This window comes from Marinobacter sp. AL4B (genome assembly GCF_019916045.1).
In the GTDB taxonomy this organism is placed as follows: Bacteria; Pseudomonadota; Gammaproteobacteria; order Pseudomonadales; family Oleiphilaceae; genus Marinobacter.
Genome location: NZ_JAILWZ010000011.1, coordinates 745,400 through 767,263, shown reverse-complemented (window position 1 = coordinate 767,263; position 21,864 = coordinate 745,400). Strand labels below are relative to the sequence as shown.

The window sequence follows — 21,864 nt, the reverse complement described above, 5'->3', positions numbered from 1 at the left end:
CATGAGTTTGCAGCAATCCGCGGTAAAAGAGCTCCACGAAATTCGTCAGGCCCTTCGCGACAACTATCTGGCGGACGAGTATGAAGTGATTCACCGACTGATTGAGCAGGCTCAGCTGTCTGATGAAACGCGCCAAGCGATATCTGTCCGAGCGGCAGAGTTGGTGCGCGATGTGCGTGACAACGCCAAGCCAACGATTATGGAAAAATTCCTGGCTGAGTACGGGCTGACCACCAAAGAAGGCGTGGCGTTGATGTGCCTGGCCGAGGCGCTGCTTCGGGTTCCCGATAACTTCACCATCCAGGATCTGATTGAGGACAAAATCACTTCTGGCAACTGGGGAGCCCACGTGGGCAAGGCCAAATCTGGCCTGATTAACTCCGCCACGCTGGCTTTGTTGATGACCAGTAACTTGCTTAAGGATTCGGAGCGCCAAAGCGTAGGCGATACATTGCGCCACTTGGTTAAGCGTCTGGGCGAGCCTGTGGTTCGTGTGGCTGCAGGGCAAGCCATGAAGGAAATGGGCCGTCAGTTTGTATTGGGTAGGGACATTGAAGAAGCTCAGGAAAATGGCCAGGAAATGGAAGAGCAGGGCTACACCTACTCCTACGATATGTTGGGAGAAGCTGCGCGCACGGATGCCGATGCTGAACGTTACTTCCAGGCCTATGCCAAAGCCATCGAGAGCATCAGTAAGCGCTGTGAAGGTGATGTACGCACTAATCCGGGTATCTCCGTAAAGCTGTCGGCATTGCTGGCGCGCTACGAGTACGGCCAGAAAGAACGCGTGATGAACGAGTTGGTACCACGGGCGCTCGAGCTGGCTAAAAAAGCCGCTGCAGCGAATATGGGTTTCAACATCGACGCGGAAGAGCAAGATCGTCTGGACCTTTCGCTGGATGTTATTGAAGCGATTTTTGCCGATCCCGCGCTCGACGGCTGGGACGGTTTTGGTGTGGTGGTTCAGGCTTTTGCTAAACGCGCCTCACAGACGTTGGATTGGCTGTATGCGCTGGCTGAGAAGCACAACCGCCGTATCATGGTGCGCCTGGTGAAAGGTGCCTACTGGGATGCCGAGATCAAACGCGCTCAGGTGATGGGGCTTGAGGGCTTTCCTGTATTTACCCGTAAAGCCTGCAGTGACGTTTCCTACTTGTCATGCACGACTCAACTACTCGGTATGACCGATCGTATTTACCCACAGTTCGCCACCCACAACGCGCATTCCGTATCCGCGGTTTTAGAGCTGGCGAAAGATTTGAGTCGGGATAAGTTCGAGTTTCAGCGCCTGCATGGTATGGGTGAGTCTCTGCATGATCAGGTGCTTAAGGCAAGCAAAGTACCCTGCCGGATCTACGCACCGGTGGGCGCCCACAAAGATCTGCTGGCCTACTTGGTTCGCCGGTTGCTGGAAAACGGCGCGAACAGCTCCTTCGTTAACCAGATTGTCGATACCAGCATTACACCGGAGGAGATCGCCAAAGATCCCATCGATGCAGTGAATGCGCTGGGTCGCGAGGTTTCCAGTCAAATGATTGTGAAGCCGGCGGATATCTTCGGCGAACAGCGCCGTAACTCGAAGGGGTGGGATTTGACAGACCCTGTAACGGTTGCCGAACTGAATGAAGGGCGAGGCAAATACAAAACGCACCAGTGGCAGGGTGGCTCGGTAACTGTGTCGGCACCGAAGGGTGGCGAGGTGGTTGACGTTCGCAACCCGGCGGATCTGGACGATGTGGTAGGACAGATTACTTATGCCTCCGAAGCTGACGTTGATGCCGCAGTGGAAGCGGCCCGCGCCGGTTTCAAAGACTGGGCAGCTGTACCTGCAGAAAAGCGTGCCGAACTGATCCGTAAGGTCGGTGATTTGTATGAAGAGAACGTGGACGAACTGTTTGCTCTGACCACCCGGGAGGCTGGTAAGTCTCTGTTTGATGCGGTGGCCGAGATTCGTGAGGCAGTAGACTTTGCTATGTTCTACGCCAACGAGGGTATCCGGTACAAAGACGCCGGGGAGGCTCGAGGGGTGATTTGCTGTATCTCACCCTGGAACTTCCCGCTGGCCATCTTCACTGGCCAGATTCTGGCGAACCTGGCGGCCGGTAATACCGTAGTCGCGAAGCCTGCCGAACAGACCTCTTTGCTGGCAGTGCGTGCGGTTGAATTAATGCACGAAGCCGGTATTCCGAAAGACGCGATCCAACTCTTGCCGGGTGACGGTGGCACCGTGGGTGCGGCACTGACATCGGATTCACGCATTGAAGGGGTTTGCTTCACCGGCGGAACCGATACCGCCAAGCTGATCAATAAGGCGATGACCAAGAACATGGCCCCCGATGCGCCGCTGGTTGCTGAAACCGGTGGAATGAACGCCATGATCGTGGATTCCACAGCCTTGCCTGAACAGGTGGTGCGCGATGTGCTGGCTTCTTCGTTCCAGAGTGCGGGCCAACGTTGTTCAGCCTTGCGTATGCTTTACGTACAGAAAGACATTGCCGAAGGCTTGCTCGAAATGCTTTACGGCGCGATGGAAGAGCTCGGTATCGGCGACCCTTGGGAGTTATCTACCGATGTTGGGCCTGTTATTGACGAGGAATCTCGCAAAAAGATCAACGATCACTGCAAGAAATTCGAACAGCAGGGCAAATTGCTCAAAAAGCTGCCGGTGCCGGAAAAAGGTATGTTCGTTTCACCTGCAGTTCTGCAAGTAAGCGGAATCGAGGAAATGGAAGAAGAAATCTTTGGTCCGGTGCTGCACGTTGCCACGTTTGAAGCCAAAGATATCGACAAAGTGGTAGATGCGGTCAACGCTAAAGGCTACGGCCTGACTTTCGGGATTCACAGCCGGGTGGATCGCCGTATCGAGCATATCGCCAGCCGTATTAAAGTCGGTAACACTTACGTTAACCGCAATCAGATCGGCGCCATTGTCGGTTCTCAGCCCTTTGGTGGTGAAGGATTGTCTGGAACCGGTCCGAAAGCGGGTGGCCCACAGTACGTACGTCGCTTTATTAAAGGCAACGTTACGGAAAAATTGGCCGGTGAAGGCAAAGCCGTTGGCGCCCGAAAGGTGCAAAAGCTGATTGATCAGCTAGCTAAGCTTGATGTCCCTGCGGCAGAAGGTCGCCAACAGGCTCTGAGCCCGTTCTTTGGTGACGTTCCGGCACCGCTGGATCTCGGCCACGAAGAAATGCCAGGGCCGACCGGTGAGCAGAACCATCTATCTTGTCACGCTCGGGGTGTTGTCTTATGCCTCGGGCCTGATACAGCTACGGCAGTCGAGCAGGCCGGTGTGGCGTTGTCGCAAGGCAACAAAGTTGTGGTGGTGGCTCCGGGGGCTGAAAAAACGCTGTCACGAGCGATCAATGCGGGTCTTCCGGTTGTAGCCACTGACGGCTTGTTGGAGCCAGAGGCACTGACACAGATTGGTGGCTACGAAGCCGTTGTTAGCGTCGCGGAAAAGCCGCTGCTGAAGCAGTACCGCGAAGCGCTTTCAGTCCGGGACGGAGCTTTGTTGCCAGTGATCACTGAGTACACGCTGGACCAGCGTTACGTCATCGAGCGCCACCTTTGCATAGACACCACGGCTGCCGGCGGTAACGCCAGCCTGATTGCTTCAGCGGAATAAGGTGAGGTCAGGCCAGCGGATAATCGGCGTTCCGCTTTGTGTCTAGCAAACCAATCTGCACCATTTATTCAGAAATATTGAATAGATGGTGCAGATTTCTTTGTTATTTTTCTACGGGCACAGCGTTTATAGTCAGTGAGCTGATTTGAAAACGTGACGTGAAAAGGAACAATAGTATGTCTTCCAAGCTTCAAACGATTATCTGCAGTACCCGCCCGGGCCGCGTCGGATCTTCCGTCGCAGAGTGGTTCAACAAGGCTGCTAACGAGCAGGGAGGGTTCGAGAGTGAGCTAGTGGACTTGGCGGACTTTAACCTGCCGGTTTATGACGAACCGAATCACCCGCGTATGCAGAAGTACGAGCACGACCATACCAAAGCATGGTCTGAGAGCGTGTCCAAAGCAGACGCATTTGTGTTCGTGATCCCCGAATACAACTTCTGTCCACCTCCGTCTTTTATTAATGCGGTGAACTATCTGTTCAACGAATGGAACTATAAGCCCTGTGCCTTTGTAAGCTACGGCGGTGTTTCTGGCGGCCTTCGTTCCGCACAAACTGCCAAACAACTGGTGACCACGGTGAAAATGATGCCAATGACCGAAGGTGTTATGGTGCAGATGCCGTGGGAAAAGCTGGATGAGAACCGCAAGTTCCAGGCTGAAGATGTGCACACGAAATCAGCAAACGCAATGCTGGAAGAGCTAGCGAAGTGGGCGCAAGCACTGAAAACGATGCGCTAAGTTTCAAGTTAGAAAAAAACCGGGCACCAGCCCGGTTTTTTTATGGTTGATGAAAGCGGCGACGGTGCGTTAACTAATCGCTAACCGGATTTTCAGTCATCGCCGACCTCATGCGCCGCCTCAGTAGCGGGCCAACAATCACGGGCAGCGCCAGCCCCAAGCCTGCAACGATCCAAAGCCCCAAAGCCAGCGGGCTGCTCCAAAGCGTGCTCCAGTCACTGTCCGACAGAATCAGCGCATGCCCCAGGTTTTTCTCCATTTCAGGCCCCAATAGCAAACCAAGAATGATCGGCACCAGCGGTATCTCCAGTTTGCGCAGGAAATACCCGGCTACCCCGAACGCCACCATAAAGTAGAGATCAAAGGTGCTGTTGCTTATGGAGTAAATGCCCACGAACGCGACCATCGTAACGATTGGAAGCAGAAACATTGGTGGTATCGACAGCAACCGAACAAATACACCAATCATCGGGACGTTGAGCAATAGCAGCAGAACGTTACCGATCAATAGCGCCGCAATAACACCCCAGACAATGTCCGCGTTCTGAGTGAACATCAGCGGGCCGGGTGTGATGTTGAGGGAAATCAGCATCGCCAGAAGAACCGCGGTGGTGCCGCTGCCGGGAACCCCCAGTGTCAGCATGGGCACCAAGGCACCTGATGCTGCGCCGTTGTTGCCGGCTTCTGGTGCGACGACCCCGCGAATGTCGCCGCTACCGAAGTTGCCTTTCTTGCCCACAGCCTTTTTTTCCAAGGTGTAGCTAATAAAACTACCCAGCGATGCGCCGGCACCGGGCAGTACGCCGGCGATGAAGCCGAGAACACCGCCACGAAGCTGCGAGGGTATCGTGGTGATCAGCTCTTTGAACGACAACGTTAATTTGCCCACGTTCACTTTCTTGTGGCCGCTACCAAGGCGCGACTCGACAAAAAACAGAAGCTCGGAGATCGCAAACAAACCTACGATGGCTAATATGAAATCGATCCCTTCGTAGAGCTCCAGAACGCCAAAGGTGTAGCGCTGCGTGCCGGTAGAAATGTCGATGCCAACGGTGGAAGTCATAATACCCAACGCCGCCGCGATGACGGTTTTCATCGGGTTCTTGCCGGTGATGCCACCCAGTGTGGCAAACGCCAATACGAACAGAGCAAAGTACTCCGCCGGGCCGAAGGTCAACGCAAACTTCGCCAGTACCGGTGCCAGCACGATCAAGCCGATGGTGCCGATCAGTCCGCCGGAAAACGAGGCGATGGCTGAGATGGCCAAAGCATCGGCCGCCCGGCCTTTCTGCGCCATCGGGTAACCATCCAGGCAGGTCATCATCGCGGGTTCATCGCCCGGGATGTTCAGCAGTATTGAGGAGATTCGCCCCCCGTACATGGCCCCCGCGTACACTGATGTCAGGAGAATCATAGAGGTTTCCGGAGGCAATCCCAGCGTGAACGCCAGTGGGATCAGGATGGCGACGCCGTTGGCTGGGCCGAGGCCCGGCAGGCAGCCGATCAGCGTTCCGACAAAGGCGCCGAATAACGCGTACATCAGGTTGTAGGGGGTCAACGCCACCGCAAACCCGTCTATCAAAAAACCGAGAGTTTCCATTAGCTGAACTCCAACAGGCCGGCGGGCAGGCTCAGTGACAATCCGTAGTTAAACAAACCGTACACCACGATCGCGCTGATCAGACCGGTCAGGAAGGCGCTGCGTGGAGCTGCTCCCATACGCCAGCTCAAGGCGCTAACGGTCAATGTGGTGGAGATAACAAACCCCAGTGGCTCGAGAAGCAAGGCATAGATCACCAATACGATCACTGAGAACAGAAGTTCCAGAGCGGTCTTGCCCCGCGGCCACGGTGTGTCCTGATCTGGTTTTACCATCAAGTACAGACTGCCAATAACCAGAATGAAGGACAAAATGGTCGGGAAGGTTTCGGGCCCCATGCCGTGGGAACCCCCGAACGGCTCGGGCCACTGCTGCGCAGCCCAGCCGTAGGCCACGGCTAGGACCAGAAGGCCCAGGCCGAGTACGCGGTCATTAAAGCCACTCATTTCATCAACCCGATTTCGCGGGACAGGTCATTAATCTCCTGAACCTGCTGATGAACGAAGTCTTCAAACTTGTTCGCATCCGGATGGAAGGGAATCAGACCGTTGCTCTTCATGACTTCTTTCCATTCAGCACTGGCGTACAGGGTGTCGACGGCTTCAACCCAGTATTGCTTGGCCTCGTCGCTGGCATCCTTTGGCATATAGAAACCACGCCAGTTAGGGCCGAGGGCATCGATACCTTGCTCGCGGGCAGTAGGGATATCACTGAATTCGCCCGGTAGTCGCTCCTCTGACAGCACAGCGAGTACCCGTAAATCGCCGGATTCCATAAAGCCCGTCGCCTCGGAGATGTCGCCGGTAAAGGCATCAACCTGACCGCCAACCACTTGGGTCATGGCTTCGCCGCCGTTGTTGTAGGACAAATAAGGAATGGACGGCAGGTTCTCGACCCCGGCAGCCTTGGCGGCAATCAGAACTTTCAGGTGATCCCAACCGCCACGGGCGCTGCCACCGGAAAACTTCACAGCACGTGGGTTGGCCTTACTGGCCTCAAACAGGTCGTTCAGTGTTTTGTAGGGAGAGTTCTTACCTACGGCAATGATGCCGTAATCCGCACCCAGCGCACCGACCCACTTGACCATATCGGCATCAAGGCCGGGGAACTGCTTTTGTGCCAGGCGTGTGGTGGTGGCGGTTGAAGCGGCGACCAGAAGTTTGTCATCGTCATTGCGCTTGCTGACGGTGTGAGCGTAGGCAACACCACCACCGGCACCGGCCATGTTGATCGTTTGTACGGTGCCCTCTACCAGATTGAGCGATTGCATCACGTTGCCAACACTGCGGCAGGTAAAGTCCCAGCCGCCGCCCGGGTCTGCGGGAGCCAAACATTCAACTTTACCGGAAGGCTGCCACGCCATGGCAGACATGCTGAAAGCGGCTGCAGCTGCGAAACTCAGAGTTCGTTTGATAAACATGAGTAGTTATCCTTCGATTGTTGTTATAGGCACTCCGGAGGAGCTCTGGATGTAGATTAGAAGCTGGTCATCTTGCTAAAAAGTTTGTGGGCGTATTGCCTTTAAAAAAACTAAAGATCATTAAGTTCATAAAGTTCACGGGCAATAAGGTGGCTTGTGCTTTAACCTCACTGCTAAACGACAACAAGATCTGATTAAGCTGTGGCTAGAAAAACCAAACTGAAAACCCGAATGATTCTCACGCTGGTGCTGGTCAGCGCATTGCAGACCGCATTGATCGGCGGGGTGGCGGGCTACTACCTGAGCGAATCCCTGTACAGCGAAATTGGTCAGCGTGCGTTGATGGTGGCGAAGACCGTTGCCGCTAGTCCATCGGTTATCTCGGGGATACAGCAGCGCGATTCCGAGGCGTTAAACCGCCTCGCGTCTGCGATGGCTGCCACGAATGAAGCGCTTTTTATTGTGATCGGGGACCACAAGGCGATCCGGCTGGCGCACCCTTCACTAGAGCGGATCGGAAAATCGATGGCCGATGATGACGGAGATGAAGGTGCCGAAGCCCTGAAAAACGGGCGTGGTTATGTGGCCAGAGCGATCGGGAATTTGGGGGATACCGTACGCGGTAAGGCTCCGGTGCTCGTGCCTGAAACCAACGAAATTGTTGGTATCGTGTCAGTCGGTTACAGCGTTGCCCAAGTCGGCAATACCATTCAGCGATACAAGTTTATCTTATATGGTTTGGTGGGCTTGATGCTGTTGGTCAGTATCTTGATTGCGGTGGTAATTGCCGGGCGTTTCAAACGCGAGATTTTTGGTTTGGAGCCAGAAGAAATTGCCCGTTTATTCGAGGAGCGTAATGCCACCTTGCAGTCGGTGCGTGAAGGCATTATTGCCGTCAACCGCGATGGCATCATCACAACGGGTAACCGAGCGGCGCTTGAAACATTGGGTTTCGATACCGGCACCTCGCTGGTTGGTCGGCCAATTCATGAGGTGCTGCCCGACAGTGATCTGCTCTCGGTGCTGAAGACCGGTACTCCGGATTTCGACCGGGAAGTTTGGCTCCGGAATCGGCAAATGGTGGTAAACCGGCTTCCGGTTCGGCAAGGTGACGAGGCCATCGGTGTGGTGGCCAGTTTCCGGTTGCGGGACGAATTGGATCATGTCAGTCAGCAGCTAACACGAATACAGCAGTATGCCGACACGCTCCGCAGCCAAACCCATGAGTATTCCAACAAGCTGCACACCATTGCTGGCTTGATTCAGATTGGTGCCAATGACGATGCCTTGAGTTTGATTGGCCGTGAAACCAGCGATCACCAGAGCTTGATCCATCTGCTTTTGGAGGCGGTGCCTGATCCAATTATTGCCGGGTGTTTGTTGGGTAAATACAACCGAGCCCGGGAGATGGGGCTGCACCTCAACATAGAGCCAGACAGTCAAATGAGTGATATCCCTGATGCCTTGCCAAGAGATCAACTGGTGAGCGTGTTGGGTAACCTGATCGACAATGCGTTGGAAGCAACTCGCCAGCACGCCGGAGAGGGTGGATGCGTAACGCTCTCAATGACGGACCTTGGCCACGAGCTTATTTTTGAAGTGGACGATCAAGGCGTTGGCATTGGTGATAACGAAAGAGAGCGAATTTTTGAAAAAGGCGTAACCAGCAAACACGATACGGGCAAACAGCACGGCTATGGGTTGTATCTCGTGCGTCAGTTTCTTGATCGTTGGGGGGGCTCGATTACCGTTGAAAGCCTGCCTGACGCCGGCAGTCGTTTCACTCTATATTTACCGAAGGTTCCGGAACCCAGGAGCGCCCATTGAATACGATTCGTGTCTTGATCGCTGAAGATGATCGTCAGATTGCGGAAATTCAGCGAAGGTTTGTTGAGCGGCTTGATCACGTTGAGCTTTGCGGGATCGCCCATACGTTGGCAGATGCTCGCGATCTTGTGGATGTGTTAGCCCCGGATTTGGTCCTTTTGGATGTTTATTTTCCGGATGGTAGTGGTTTGGATTTGTTAAGAGAACTCAGAGTGCAAGACAGCAGCACTGATGTCATCTTGATCACCGCTGCAAAAGAGGTGGATACCTTGCGCAGTGCTTTGCGGGGGGGGGTATGCGACTACATTCTAAAGCCGCTAGTGTTTGAGCGTCTAGCGGATGCCGTTAACCGTTTCCGCGCTAGGCTTGAACACTTGTCCGGGCTGAATCAGCTCGCACAAAATGAGGTTGATGCATTAATCCCGCGCCCAAGTGACGACGATGGCCAGGCTGCTAGTGGTCGGTTGCCTAAAGGTATAGACGCTCTAACGCTTGAGAAAATTCAGGATGTGATTGGTAATGGTGAATCGTGGAGTGCAGAAGCAGTGGGCAATGCTATTGGTGCTTCACGGACCACTGCTCGGCGCTACCTCGAATTCATGGTTGGCGAGGGTAGGCTGTCGGCTGAAGTAACGTATGGCAGCGTTGGCCGTCCGGAAAGGCGTTACCAGCTAGCTGAGTGATGCCCAGTAACAACAAAGCCCGTTTAATAGCAAACTGTACAGGGGTGGCCGCAAGAGGAGCGCGGGTATCAAGGCTGTTCTGGATCATCCTCGATCTGGACGCCTGCACAGCATTCTTCCTGTAAGAAACCAATCAGGTTCTCTAGGTGCCCATACTCAGGTATGCAGACAATGGTGCGGCTGTGTTTTTCCTGCCGGATCAGTCCGACTCTTGCCATGCGTGCAAGATGATGTGACAGCGTCGAAGCAGGGATACCCAGACTCTTCTGAATCTCCCCAACCGAAGCCCCATCATGACCGGCTTTGACCAGGAAGCGGAACACCGACAGCCGATGACTATTCCCTAGCTCAGCTAGGCTAGATGCAACTTTTTCGTGATCCATTTTATGCTCCATTAATTTCTATGATTCTAGAATTATAGTTGACAGTCTTGTTGGGCTCAACTAGATTATTCGAACATTTCGACAAATCTAGAAATGCAGGAGTAGTTAATGTCGCCTCAATTGCAAGACACTTTGGGCATGTTTGCCTTTCTCGCTGTCGAGCTATCGATTCTATTCATTGGTATCAGTTTGCTCGTGGGCGTTCTACAACGTCATATCCCACCGTCGAAGGTGGAAGCGTTACTGAGTTCGAAAGGTAGCCGTGGCTATTTTCTTGCGGCTGGCCTAGGAGCTATCACGCCCTTCTGTAGCTGTTCGACCATCCCTATGTTGAAAGGCTTGATTCGCGCCCGTGCCGGTTTTGGGCCGATGATGGTATTTCTTTTCTCATCTCCGCTGTTGAACCCCATCATTGTTGGCTTGCTGGTTGCGACGTTTGGATTGACGCTCACGGCTATCTATGTGATCGCGGCTTTGGTGGTCGCAGTCGGTGCAGGATGGCTACTTCATGTGCTTGGCTTCGAGCGCTATGTGCGTCGGACTTGGACAGAAGAAGATAGTGGATGTGGTTCATCCGCAAGCCCATGCGGTGCTGCACCGATCAGGTCGAGTTGCGAAACCAGCAGCTGTGAAGGGCAACCCTCCGTCACGGTTAATAGCACGGGTAAGTATAGTGGTGTTTGGCGGGAATCCTGGTCGGACTTTGTTGGCGTGCTGCCTTACCTGCTCATCGGTATTGCAATTGGAAGCGTAATCTATGGGTTCATGCCTACTGAGTTGCTGGAGCAATATGCTGGTTCGGATAATCCATTCGCTATTCCCATCGCCGCAGTTATTGGAGTTCCATTGTACATTCGCGCTGAAGCTGTCATTCCGCTGGCGGCGGCTCTGATGGCCAAAGGCGTCGGTGCCGGAACGGTACTGGCGTTGATCATTGGCAGCGCTGGAGCCAGCCTGACCGAGCTCATTTTATTGCGCTCTTTGTTCACACTAAAGCTTCTAGCGGCGTTTGTAGTCGTTATCTTTGCCATGGCCATGTTTGCAGGATACGCCACTTACCTGTTTTTCTGATCGAGGCGGCAGCTGATGCATTCTCTAACCTCCCCAAGCAAGCGAATTGGCCTTGGCTGCCCGTTCCCCGCTTGTTGACAAGCTGTTACGTTTTGGGGCTGGTCGAACATCAGCCCTCATTCAAACAACGGAGACCCCATGAAACGCGTAACCATTCCTAAAGCCGGCGACAGTGGCGTTCTTATTCTTGAAGAGTGCCCCGACTTGCATCCCGGCCCCGGGGAAGTCCGCATTGCGGTAAAAGCAGCAGGGATTAATTTCGCCGACATCATGGCCCGCCAGGGCCTGTATCAGGATGCCCCCGCCTTTCCGTTTACTGCCGGGTATGAGGTATCCGGGGTGATCGATGAAATTGGTGAGGGTGTCGAGCCATGGTTGAAAGGCAAGTCTGTGTTCGCTTTATCGAGATTTGGCGGACACGCCTCACAAGTGGTGGTTCCGCAGTCTCAGGTATTTGAGAAGCCCGATAGCCTCTCTTTTGAACAGGCTGCCGCGATTCCTGTTAACTACCTGACCGCGTGGCAGGCGATCATCGTCTGTGGCGCTCTGCAGCCGGAAGACACAGTTCTGATTCATAACGTTGGCGGCGGAGTGGGCCTAGCAGCACTGGATATTGCGCAACATATTGGTGCCAAAACCATAGGCACCGCCAGCCCGGGTAAACACGATTATTTAAAAGCACGAGGGTTGAATCATGCCATTGATTACCGTAACAACGACTGGTTTTCAGAGCTTATGCAACTGACCGGTGGTAAAGGAGCCGAACTTATTCTTGATCCGTTGGGGGGCGAAAGCTGGCGTAAAAGCTATAAGGCATTGCGCTCACCTGGTCGCTTGGCGATGTTCGGGATTTCGGTAGCATCAGGTCATGGTTTAGCCGGAAAACTGGCTCTGGCAAAAACAGCCTTGTTAATGCCTTTCTTCCACCCAATCAGTCTGATGAACCAAAATAAATCCGTTTTTGGTATCAACATGGGCCGGCTATGGCACGAGCCTCAGAAAATCAGGGTATGGGTTGATAAACTTATGGTTGGCTTAGAGGAGGGCTGGGTTAATCCGACGGTCGCCAAAGCTTTTCGGCTCGAAGATGCCGCCGAAGCACACGACTATATCGAAAGTCGGGCGAACATCGGGAAGGTTGTGCTGACGGTTTGATATCAGAAAGAGGGGTAAAACGAAGGATCGAAAAAATCTCTGGACATAAAAAAATCCAGTCACCGTGAAGTGGCTGGATTTTTTAGGGAATTCTGGTCGGGACGGTAGGATTTGAACCTACGACCCCTTGCACCCCATGCAAGTGCGCTACCAAGCTGCGCTACGCCCCGTAAACTGCTCGCCGCCAAAAAAGAGGTTTATCTCAGTGGCTTAGCGGGAGCGAAGTATACGCCAGCCCAAAAAAAAAATAAATAGGTGACCGGAGACTTTCTTCATAACAATTAACGCAATTTGGTTTCTCTGAGTTTCAGAATAAATTCCGGTGGCTCAAAAGTGTTTGGTTGCGCGCACTTCCAGTATTTATCAAACACGGTTAGCCCAGTTTCGCCCTCAAGCAACATACCCGGTTCCAGAAAATGATATAGATCGAGATAGCTTTGGACCTTGGTTTTCGATACGCGCCGAACAATGTGCTCAGGCCCGAGTTCGGAAGGGTGGCTCAGGCCAGAGGCTTCCAGTAGGTTTTGGAGGGCATCAAGTGTTTTGGTGTGGTAGTTATACACCCGCTCGCTTTTCAGTGGCACGTCCAGTTTGTTGCCCCGGCGCGGGTCTTGAGTGGCAACACCCGATGGACACCGACCAGTGTGGCAATTCAGGGCCTGGATGCAGCCCAATGCGAACATATAGCCGCGCGCAGCGTTGCACCAGTCAGCGCCCATGGCCAGAGTTCGGGCTATATCGAAGGCGGAGGTGATCTTGCCCGCCGCGCCTAAGGCTATGTCATCGCGCAGGTTGGCACCAACCAAAGTGTTATGTACCAGTAGCAGAGCTTCGTTCAGCGGCATGCCGAGACGATTAATGAACTCCAGCGGGGCTGCACCTGTGCCACCTTCGCCTCCATCGACAACGATGAAGTCGGGTTTCTTGCCGGTTTTCAGCATGGCTTTAACGATGGCAAACCATTCCCACGGGTGCCCAATGGCAAGTTTGAAGCCTACCGGTTTACCCCCCGAAAGCTCCCGCAGTTGCTCGATAAACTCAAGCAGCTCGATCGGTGTGGAAAAAGCAGAGTGGCTGGAAGGCGACACGCAATCTTCACCCATTGGTACCCCGCGAGCTTCAGAGATTTCAGCCGTGACCTTTTCTGCGGGAAGTATGCCACCGTGACCGGGTTTTGCCCCCTGCGATAGTTTGACCTCTATCATTTTCACCTGATCCAGGCAGGCGTTCTCGTGGAATCGCTCCGGGCTGAAGGTGCCATCCGGATGACGGCAACCAAAGTAGCCCGAACCAATCTCCCAGACCAAGTCGCCTCCCGGTTCTTTGTGGTAACGAGAGATAGAGCCTTCCCCGGTGTCATGGTAAAAACCGCCTTTTAGCGCACCCGCGTTAAGGCTCAGTATGGCGTTGGCTGATAGCGAGCCAAAACTCATGGCGGAGATGTTGAATACGCTCGCGCTGTAGGGTTTTGTGCAACGCTTACCGATCACAGCCCGGAAGTCATTGGAGGCCAGTTTGGTAGGCGTGAGGGAATGATTCATCCACTCAAAGCCTTCTTCGTACATTGACAGTTGTGAGCCAAACGGGCGTTTATCCAGTACACCTTTGGCCCGCTGATACACAATGGTGCGTTGCTCTCGCGAGAAGGGCCGTTCCTCGGTATCTGATTGGATGAAGTACTGGCGAATTTCGGGCCCTATGGATTCGAGTAAGTACCGGAAGTTCGCCATGATGGGGTAGTTTCGGCTAACCGTATGTTTTCGTTGAAGGATATCTCGGGTGCCCAGAGCCGTTAGTGCGGTAAAGATTAGGGGGAAGATGTATCCTGAGCCTGTCCATATTGAGAGCGGAATCGAAATGAGCAATCCCGCGATGCTAAGTGCGTATGCGGAATAGCGAAAAGGGAAGGTGGTCGTTTTAACCATGAATACCTCAAACGGGCTTGGAGTGTCGATAAGGCCAGTATATGCCAGAGAGGCCAGAGGTGGGCAAGTTGCTGAAAATTGTTGGGAATAAGGCTTCGGTTATTTTTGCGTGGTCTATAATTCCTGAAGTGGGTGTAACACAAGACGCACTTTGATGTTTTGAGGTCAAAGTAATAGGATAACGTGCTTGTAATATTTCGGGGTAGGTTGGAATGACCTACCCATCACGCATTTTTCAGACATCACACCAAAACCAGGAGGCTCCACGTGGGCGAGGTAGTGAAAGACGAATATCAGACGGACTACGTCGCAGGCCAGGATAATATCAATCCGTTTGGCCTGGATCTGCATAACTGGGTGTTCCCGGTAACTGCAGTGATTGTAGTGCTGTTTGTTATAGGAACTCTGATGTTTCCGGCTTTGGCCAAGGAAACGCTTGATGGGGCAAAGTGGGGAATCATCGCCAGTTTTGATTGGTTCTTTCTGCTGAGCGCCAACATTTTTGTGGTGGTGAGTTTGGCGCTCATCTTCATGCCCGTTGGTAAAATTCGTTTGGGTGGTCAGGATGCGAAGCCTGAATTTACCCGTATTTCTTGGTTTGCCATGCTGTTCGCTGCAGGCATGGGTATAGGCCTTATGTTCTGGGCCGTGGCTGAGCCGGTGGCGTACTACACCGGTTGGTATGAAACACCGTTCAATGTTGAGGCGAATACCGAAGCCGCTCGCGATCTGGCCATGGGTTCTACGATGTACCACTGGGGTCTTCACCCTTGGGCTATCTATGCCATTGTTGCATTGTCGCTGGCGTTCTTTGCCTTTAACAAGAACATGCCGCTGACCATTCGCTCCGCCTTCTTCCCGCTGCTGAAAGACAGAGTGTGGGGCTGGCCGGGTCATATCATTGATGTGCTGGCGGTGGTTGCGACCATTTTTGGTCTGGCAACGTCTTTGGGCTTCGGTGCGCAGCAAGCTGCTTCGGGGCTGAACTATCTGTTTGATGTGGGTGCGGGCACCAACATTCAAATGGCCATTATTGTGGGCGTGACCGCGCTGGCGTTGATGTCGGTTCTGCGCGGCCTTGATGGTGGTGTAAAAGTATTGAGTAACATCAACATGATCACCGCGGGTGTGTTGTTGTTCTTTATTCTGTTCGCCGGACCCACCATGACGATTCTGGAAACCATCTGGATCACGTCTTCTTCTTACGTGACCAATGTGGTTCCTCTGAGTAATCCGTTTGGCCGTGAAGACTCCGCGTGGATGCAGGGCTGGACCGTATTCTATTGGGCTTGGTGGATTTCATGGTCACCGTTCGTAGGTATGTTTATCGCGCGTGTTTCTAAAGGCCGTACAGTGCGTGAGTTTGTGACGGCGGTGCTGATCATCCCGACAGTGATTACGACAGTCTGGATGAGCGGCTTTGGCGGCACTGCGTTGGAGCAGATTCAGAACGGCGTGGGTGTGCTGGCAGAGAACGGCCTGACGGATGTGTCGCTCGCAACTTTCCAGATGTTTGAAGGGTTGCCGCTGACAGGCATTATTTCCTTCGTGGGCATCATTCTGGTTCTGGTGTTCTTCGTGACCTCATCGGATTCCGGTTCACTGGTTATCGACAGCATCACCGCTGGTGGCAAAACTGATGCTCCGACCGCTCAGCGTGTGTTCTGGGTTGTTATGGAGGGTGCTATTGCGGCCGCGTTGATCTTCGGTGGTGGTGATGATGCACTCGGGGCGATTCAGGCTGTGGCGATTAGTGCTGGCCTGCCGTTTACATTGATTTTGCTGATCATGACGTGGGGCTTGCTCAAGGGACTTACCCAAGAGCGGAAACTGCTGATTCAGCGGGGCGAAATGCTCTGATCGGCTAAGTTGGGTATAAAAAAACCGGAGCTTAATAGGCTCCGGTTTTTTTATGTCTGAGCGAGTACTTGTTACATTCGGCTGAAGCTCTTCATCGCAAACTGTGTACGTTCACGCGGGCTGAAATGAGGGCGCTTTAATCCCTCGATAGCATTTAAGCGCGGCATCAGTCCGCAGCCGTTTGCCATCTGAATTGCCAAGCCGGGGCGGGCGTTTAGTTCGAGAAGCAAAGGGCCTTGGTGTGCATCGACCACTAAATCCACGCCCATATAGCCCAGGCCTGTCGCTTCATAACAGCGGGCGGCCATTTCCAGCATGTTCTCCCAAGATTCAATCTGTATGTTCTCAAGCGCCAGCCCAGTGTCCGGGTGGAGCGTAATCGGGCGATTAAACTGAACGGCGTTCAAACTTCGGCCAGTTCCGAGATCCAGGCCGACACCGACGGCGCCTTGGTGCAGGTTTGCTTTGCCATCGGATGCCTTGGTGGCGAGTCTCAGCATGGCCATGATGGGATAGCCCTGAAACACGATAATGCGAATGTCGGGGACGCCCTGAAATGAGTACTTGGCTAGATCGGGAGAGGACTCCACCAAGTCTTCAACAATCGCAACATCTGGTGTGCCGGCTAGCGAGTAAAGTCCCGCCAAGATGTTCGTTAAGTGTCGCTCCAGCATGGCAACGGGAATTCGGGCTCCAGACGCTTTGACGAAGTCGTCGCCATCTCGCCCTGTGATTACCGTGATGCCCTTTCCTCCCGAGCCTTTGGCGGGTTTTATGGCGAATCCAGAAAGGTCCTCGGCCATTTCCCGAAAGTGGGAGATCTCGTGTTGTTGGCGGACTACCTGAAGAAGCTTTGGAGTTTTAACATCGTACTCGCCAACGGCCAGCTTGGTCTTCAGTTTGTTATCGACCAGAGGATACGAAGAACGGTCATTGTACTGGGCAATGTAATCCACATTGCGCCGGTTCATGTTCAGCATCCCGATCCGGTTCAGTCTGCGTGGGGAAATCCAGTTCATATTAGTCGTAGGCCTTCATCGGGTTGAATCGACGAAGCTCGCTGAGTTTGTAGCCGGTGTATTGGCCCATCAGCAAAATCAGCCCCAGGATGACGAGATGAAGCTCGGGGAAGTTAAAGGTCAAATGACCGGCCAGAGGTCTGCTCATGGCAAGGTAGGCGCAAATGGCAACGAACAGACTGCCTGCACCTTGAACAACAACCTCCCGAGGACCTTCTTCTTCCCAGAGGATCGACATGCGTTCGATGGTCCACGCTATGATCACCGTAGGGAAGAAGGTGACGGTCATGCCGGTATTAAAGCCCATTTGGTATCCGACGATGCTCAAACCCGCAGTAATGAATATCACCAGAATGATCAGGGCTGAGATTCTGGAAACGAGCAGCAGGTTCAGGCTTGATAGATAGCCTCTGAGCAGCAGCCCGATGGCAACAACGGACAGAAAAGCGATCAGCCCGGGCACCAGAGTGGTTTGGACAAAAGCGACGGCAATCAGCACCGGCATGAAGGTACCTGAGGTGCGAATGCCGATCACCATGCGCATGAACGCGACCATTAATGCTCCGATCGGCAGCAGCAGGAGCATCCGGAACATACTCTGCTCCTCAATGGGAAGCTGGTAGAAGCTTAGAGCACTCAGTCCATTCGAGGCCGCTTCACGCGCTGCTAGCTGCAGAGCGGGGATGGTTTGGCGGAGCATGGAAAAACTCACCTGGGAGGTGTCGCCACCGACTACATCGAGCAGCGACTCAGAACCCTGACGCCAAAGCAGAAGGTTTTCTGGTACGCCTTGCTCAGCCGTGCGCGGATCAAACGTCAGCCAGCGCTCGCCATTGAATATTTGAAGGAAGGGCACAAGATGCTGGCGCCGACGAGCATCTTCAAGTTTCAAGGCATCCGCTGTGCGAGCCGCGATGCCCGCATGGTTAAGCATGCGAACCAATACCTGAAGGTAGTTTTCATCAGAGACCAGCATGGTGGAATTTTGCGTGCGGTTATCCGGTTGCATCAGTGTGATCAGTTCCCGGGTCAGACTTTCCGGAGAGCTTGATCGCTCTGTTGCTTGGTTCAGAAGCTCTCTTACGGCGGTTGCTTGGGGTTCTTCCCAAAAGACCGTATAGGGCTTCGGCACACGGGTCGGAGGTTGTTGAACGATCGTTTCATCAGGAACGAATTGAGTTTTGAAGTAGAGCGTTTGTGGGCCGGCCACTTCTCGTTTGGTCCATTCCGCGCGTCGGCCGCCGTTGTTCTCGAGAATAGAAAAGCCGTAACCAGGTGATGCTGCCTGCTCGGTTAAAATACGGAAGCCAGGAGGTTGTTGTGGCACATGTAAGTTAACCTGTGCAGAGTCACCATACCCTTGGAAGTCCACTCGGGCTTCAACCATCCATACCGGTTGCTGTTCACCGGTCATCCACGGGATGCCCATTTCGAAATGCCGCCACGTTGCAACGGAGAGCCCCGCGGTGATGAGAAGAAATACAGCAACATAAAATGGAATGCGGGACCTCACGGTCATGCGTCATCTCCCTTAGGGGCTTTGTTGAGGTAGCTTTTAGGGAGTTCGGTAGCGAACTCTTTGCCGACATCAATCAACATGACATCTCTCAAAACATTACGGCCAATTAACACTTCGTAGGTAAGGTTTGTCCGATCTGCGAGTGTAAATTCGGCAACTTGCTCATGGTCGCCAATGGCGAATTGAAGCTCCACTACAACGCGCCGCTCCGCCTCATCAGCGGCGGATTGTATGATTTTGACTCGGCGGGAGATTTCTTTCTCCAGAGTCACCCACTCTTCAGCCGATGTACCAGGAACCGGGACCTCAAATCTGACCCAGTTGCCGCCATCGCGTTCAAACCGCTTAACGTTTCGGGCGTGTATTGACGAAGTCTCAGCACCACTGTCGATACGGGCGGTGTAAACCGTGTCGGAGTCCGCCAGGTATAACTTCTCGACTTCCCCTACGACAACTTTGCCTTTCAGGCGGTCTGCTCGGCCGGGATCTTTGGGGACAGAGGGGCAACTGCGCTGCACAACCGGGGGGCAGCTAGGTTTTTCAACCTGAGTGGCTATGGCGTCCAGAATCGTTTGTGTGGATTGCTGTTGGTCGTCCAGCATTTGTTTGTGACGTACGCCGGCGTTATTTTCCATCGTTACGAGTGTGGCTCGCTGATTGTTTAGCGAGGCACGCATATCGTCGACCCCTTCCTTGGGAACCATGAAGTATTGGTCGGCGCTACATCCGGATAGAGCCAGAATAAGCGCTGTCATACCGAAAGCAATTATTGGTCGAGGTTTGAAGAACCTGTCACCCATGTATATCCCCTGAATTGACTGAGCGATAAACCGGTCGTGGAGTTTTTCCGGTCAGCCTTCATTGTGTTTTCGTTCGGGAACGTGAGTATACAGCAACCGGAATGTTCTGCGCCTTTACAGATGGTTAAGGCGCGGGCTTATTTGCAAAGAAATGAACCCGTTCCGAGGGTGGTTTGGGATCGCAAGTATTCTTGAATCACCGGTGAGCAATTGAGGTAGAACAGGAGTAATTCACGCTGGATGTCTTGGTCCTGAATACGTGAGGCATAGCTGATGACATCTTTCAGTGTTTCGTCATTCGCGGCAGGGTTATCAGGTGCGGTAAAGGTGTGATCGTAACGGTTACGTATCAGCTGGTTAAGCCGTTCGAGATGAAATTCGCCAGTATGGGTGATGTGAGGCAGCATTTTTGCGCCACTACGTCGCTCAGCCGCTTTACCTTGGGCCCAACAGTCATCTACTTCAGGCTCATTGGTTTGTAGAAATTCTGAGCCTAGTTTTCTCCAAAGTTCTTTTAACATGCTCTTATCCTGGAGGTGAGCATTTAGCTGGTTTGCCATCTAAAAGTGAACGGCGTTTTCATTCTTTTTAGATGAATTTGCATCCTGCGTCTAGAGCGACTTCAGTGAATTGTGTTAAATGCCAAGCAGTCGAGGCTGCTGTTGAGGTGCTTTTCCAATTTCCCAACCAAACAGGTCTCTGGGTTAGACTGTCAGGCTTCGGCGGTTGATGATTGCCTAGATTAACCCGATGCATGTTTCAGGAGTTACGGTCAGTGTTAGAGAGATTCGCTCAGTTCAGTACAGTTAACCCGGAGATCGTACTCGGAGGGAGTGTGGTTCTGCTGGCCGTTTGTTGCGCTCTGATGGGCCTGTTGGTGAACAGAACATCGCGGTTAAATGCTGCTCAGCGAGCCCAAGCGCTTCACGACCAGCAAGTTAAGCATCTGGAATCGGCCTTGGTGGAAAAACAGGAGCGTGCGGATAAGCTGGAAATTGCCGTGGACAACTGGCGGGATCAAGTTGCAGCTCTCAAGGCCGATCTGCGTGAGCAACAGGTTACGCTGGACAAGGAGCGCCGGAACGCCAGTGAAAAGCTGGAGTTGTTGGAAAAAAACCGGGACAGCCTTAAGCAGGAATTCGAGAACCTTGCCAATCGCATTTTCGATCAGAAAAGCGAGCGCTTCAGTCAGCAATCGAAAAACAGTTTGGACTCTTTGTTGAATCCGTTCCGGGATCAGCTTCAGGATTTCCGCAAGCGGGTAGAAGATGTTTACACCACTGAAACCCGAGACCGCCAAGCCCTGCGCAGCGAAATCAAATCGCTGCAGGATTTGAACCGTCAGATTACCGAGGAAGCCGCTAATCTGACGAAAGCGCTGAAGGGCGATAAGAAGGTGCAGGGTAACTGGGGAGAATTGATTCTTGAGCGAGTGCTAGAACGTTCTGGTTTACGCAAAGGGATTGAGTACGAAACCCAGGGTAGCTACCGGGACAACGATAATCAGCTCTTGCGTCCGGATGTTATCGTTCATTTGCCAGACCAGCGTAATCTGGTGGTTGATTCAAAAGTTTCACTGGTGGCCTACCAGCAATGGGTGATCGCCGAGGATGATCAGGCGCGAGAACAAGCCTTGAAACAACACGTTGACGCGGTGAGAAATCACATCCGTACCCTGAGCGAGAAGGATTATAGCCAGCTCCACGGGTTGCATTCGCCTGACTTCGTGCTCCTGTTTATGCCCATTGAACCCGCGTTTGTTGCTGCTTTTCAGCAAGATGATAACTTGTTCGCTGAAGCGTTCGAGAGAAAGATTATTGTGGTGACACCTACCACTTTGTTGGCGACGTTGCGCACCATTGAGAACATTTGGCGTTACGAGCGGCAAAGCCAGAATGCGCGCCGCATCGCCGATCGCGCGGGTGCAGTTTACGATAAGTTGCGAGTGTTTGTAGAAGCCATGGAGCGACTTGGCAGCCAGCTGCACACGGCACAGGGTACGTACGATAATGCGATGAATACCCTGACCCGAGGCCGTGGTAATCTAATCTCTCAGGCTAACCGGTTTGTGGAATTGGGTGTTCGGGTGAAGAAGGAACTGCCGAAAAGCATTGTTGATCAAGCCGAGGTGGATGCTGACGATGTTGAGAGTGGGGAAGAGCCCGAATCGCGTTTTGAACCAGAGTCAGCAGACACGATTTCAAGCGACACCGAAAGTCATCAGGAGTAGAAGT

The 21,864-nt window shown here is 53.2% G+C and carries 17 protein-coding genes and 1 tRNA gene; 8 read left to right on the top strand and 10 right to left on the bottom strand.

Annotated elements, in window-relative coordinates; all coding sequences use genetic code 11:
* Position 1 precedes the first annotated feature (1 nt).
* Both putA and K5L82_RS07705 read left to right on the top strand, forming a co-directional pair.
* Positions 2 to 3,628, top strand: coding sequence for a bifunctional proline dehydrogenase/L-glutamate gamma-semialdehyde dehydrogenase PutA (putA, locus tag K5L82_RS07710; protein WP_223133723.1), 3,627 nt, complete (start codon positions 2 to 4; stop codon positions 3,626 to 3,628).
* A gap of 176 nt (positions 3,629 to 3,804) precedes the next feature.
* Positions 3,805 to 4,368, top strand: coding sequence for an NADPH-dependent FMN reductase (locus K5L82_RS07705; protein ID WP_223133722.1), 564 nt, complete (start codon positions 3,805 to 3,807; stop codon positions 4,366 to 4,368).
* Positions 4,369 to 4,441: 73 nt separating this feature from the next.
* Here K5L82_RS07705 and K5L82_RS07700 read toward each other — a convergent pair whose 3' ends face one another.
* From K5L82_RS07700 to K5L82_RS07690, 3 genes are read right to left on the bottom strand one after another with little or no spacing between them, the layout of a single operon-like run.
* On the bottom strand, positions 4,442 to 5,968 hold the full coding sequence (locus K5L82_RS07700; protein ID WP_223133721.1) for a tripartite tricarboxylate transporter permease: 1,527 nt from the start codon (positions 5,966 to 5,968) through the stop codon (positions 4,442 to 4,444).
* Positions 5,968 to 6,414, bottom strand: a complete 447-nt coding sequence (locus K5L82_RS07695; protein WP_223133720.1) for a tripartite tricarboxylate transporter TctB family protein — start codon at positions 6,412 to 6,414, stop codon at positions 5,968 to 5,970. The genes K5L82_RS07700 and K5L82_RS07695 overlap by 1 nt, the downstream gene beginning before the upstream one ends.
* Complete coding sequence (locus K5L82_RS07690) at positions 6,411 to 7,388, bottom strand: Bug family tripartite tricarboxylate transporter substrate binding protein (RefSeq protein WP_223133719.1); 978 nt, start codon at positions 7,386 to 7,388, stop codon at positions 6,411 to 6,413. Before K5L82_RS07690 ends, K5L82_RS07695 begins: the two co-directional genes overlap by 4 nt.
* 231 nt (positions 7,389 to 7,619) lie before the next feature.
* On the opposite strand from K5L82_RS07690, the gene K5L82_RS07685 reads away from it, so the two are divergent.
* A complete protein-coding gene (locus K5L82_RS07685) occupies positions 7,620 to 9,215 on the top strand; it encodes a sensor histidine kinase (protein ID WP_223134021.1) in 1,596 nt (531 codons plus the stop codon).
* Positions 9,212 to 9,898 carry a response regulator gene (locus K5L82_RS07680; RefSeq protein ID WP_223133718.1) on the top strand — a complete coding sequence of 229 codons (687 nt, stop codon included), beginning with the start codon at positions 9,212 to 9,214 and terminating at the stop codon, positions 9,896 to 9,898. Before K5L82_RS07685 ends, K5L82_RS07680 begins: the two co-directional genes overlap by 4 nt.
* A gap of 68 nt (positions 9,899 to 9,966) precedes the next feature.
* On the opposite strand, the gene K5L82_RS07675 is transcribed toward K5L82_RS07680, so the two are convergent.
* Entirely contained in the window at positions 9,967 to 10,281 is a 315-nt protein-coding gene (locus tag K5L82_RS07675; protein ID WP_223133717.1) for an ArsR/SmtB family transcription factor, read from the bottom strand.
* Positions 10,282 to 10,389: 108 nt separating this feature from the next.
* Between K5L82_RS07675 and K5L82_RS07670 the strand changes: the two genes are divergently transcribed.
* Together K5L82_RS07670 and K5L82_RS07665 are read left to right on the top strand one after the other, a co-directional pair.
* Complete coding sequence (locus tag K5L82_RS07670; protein ID WP_223133716.1) at positions 10,390 to 11,352, top strand: permease; 963 nt, start codon at positions 10,390 to 10,392, stop codon at positions 11,350 to 11,352.
* A gap of 138 nt (positions 11,353 to 11,490) precedes the next feature.
* The gene (locus tag K5L82_RS07665; RefSeq protein ID WP_133006049.1) at positions 11,491 to 12,507 is read left to right on the top strand and encodes a zinc-binding dehydrogenase; all 1,017 of its coding nucleotides are present in this window, start codon (positions 11,491 to 11,493) and stop codon (positions 12,505 to 12,507) included.
* Positions 12,508 to 12,600: 93 nt separating this feature from the next.
* Here the strand turns inward: K5L82_RS07665 and K5L82_RS07660 are convergent.
* Together K5L82_RS07660 and K5L82_RS07655 are read right to left on the bottom strand one after the other, a co-directional pair.
* Positions 12,601 to 12,677 (bottom strand) — tRNA-Pro (locus K5L82_RS07660).
* Positions 12,678 to 12,788: 111 nt separating this feature from the next.
* Positions 12,789 to 14,432 (bottom strand): FMN-binding glutamate synthase family protein, encoded by a 1,644-nt coding sequence (locus K5L82_RS07655; protein ID WP_223133715.1) that lies wholly within the window; start codon positions 14,430 to 14,432, stop codon positions 12,789 to 12,791.
* 267 nt (positions 14,433 to 14,699) lie between these two features.
* Between K5L82_RS07655 and K5L82_RS07650 the strand changes: the two genes are divergently transcribed.
* Positions 14,700 to 16,292 (top strand): BCCT family transporter, encoded by a 1,593-nt coding sequence (locus tag K5L82_RS07650; protein WP_133006047.1) that lies wholly within the window; start codon positions 14,700 to 14,702, stop codon positions 16,290 to 16,292.
* Between the two features lie 71 nt (positions 16,293 to 16,363).
* On the opposite strand, the gene K5L82_RS07645 is transcribed toward K5L82_RS07650, so the two are convergent.
* The 4 genes from K5L82_RS07645 to K5L82_RS07630 form a co-directional block, all read right to left on the bottom strand.
* A complete protein-coding gene (locus K5L82_RS07645; protein WP_133006046.1) occupies positions 16,364 to 17,311 on the bottom strand; it encodes an alpha-L-glutamate ligase-like protein in 948 nt (315 codons plus the stop codon).
* A 1-nt stretch (position 17,312) separates the two neighbouring features.
* Entirely contained in the window at positions 17,313 to 18,830 is a 1,518-nt protein-coding gene (locus K5L82_RS07640) for an inactive transglutaminase family protein (protein WP_133006045.1), read from the bottom strand.
* On the bottom strand, positions 18,827 to 19,630 hold the full coding sequence (locus K5L82_RS07635; protein WP_133006044.1) for an ATP-dependent zinc protease: 804 nt from the start codon (positions 19,628 to 19,630) through the stop codon (positions 18,827 to 18,829). The genes K5L82_RS07640 and K5L82_RS07635 overlap by 4 nt, the downstream gene beginning before the upstream one ends.
* 137 nt (positions 19,631 to 19,767) lie before the next feature.
* The gene (locus K5L82_RS07630; protein WP_223133714.1) at positions 19,768 to 20,151 is read right to left on the bottom strand and encodes a hypothetical protein; all 384 of its coding nucleotides are present in this window, start codon (positions 20,149 to 20,151) and stop codon (positions 19,768 to 19,770) included.
* A gap of 344 nt (positions 20,152 to 20,495) precedes the next feature.
* On the opposite strand from K5L82_RS07630, the gene K5L82_RS07625 reads away from it, so the two are divergent.
* A complete protein-coding gene (locus K5L82_RS07625) occupies positions 20,496 to 21,860 on the top strand; it encodes a DNA recombination protein RmuC (protein ID WP_262492610.1) in 1,365 nt (454 codons plus the stop codon).
* The last annotated feature ends 4 nt before the right edge of the window (positions 21,861 to 21,864 follow it).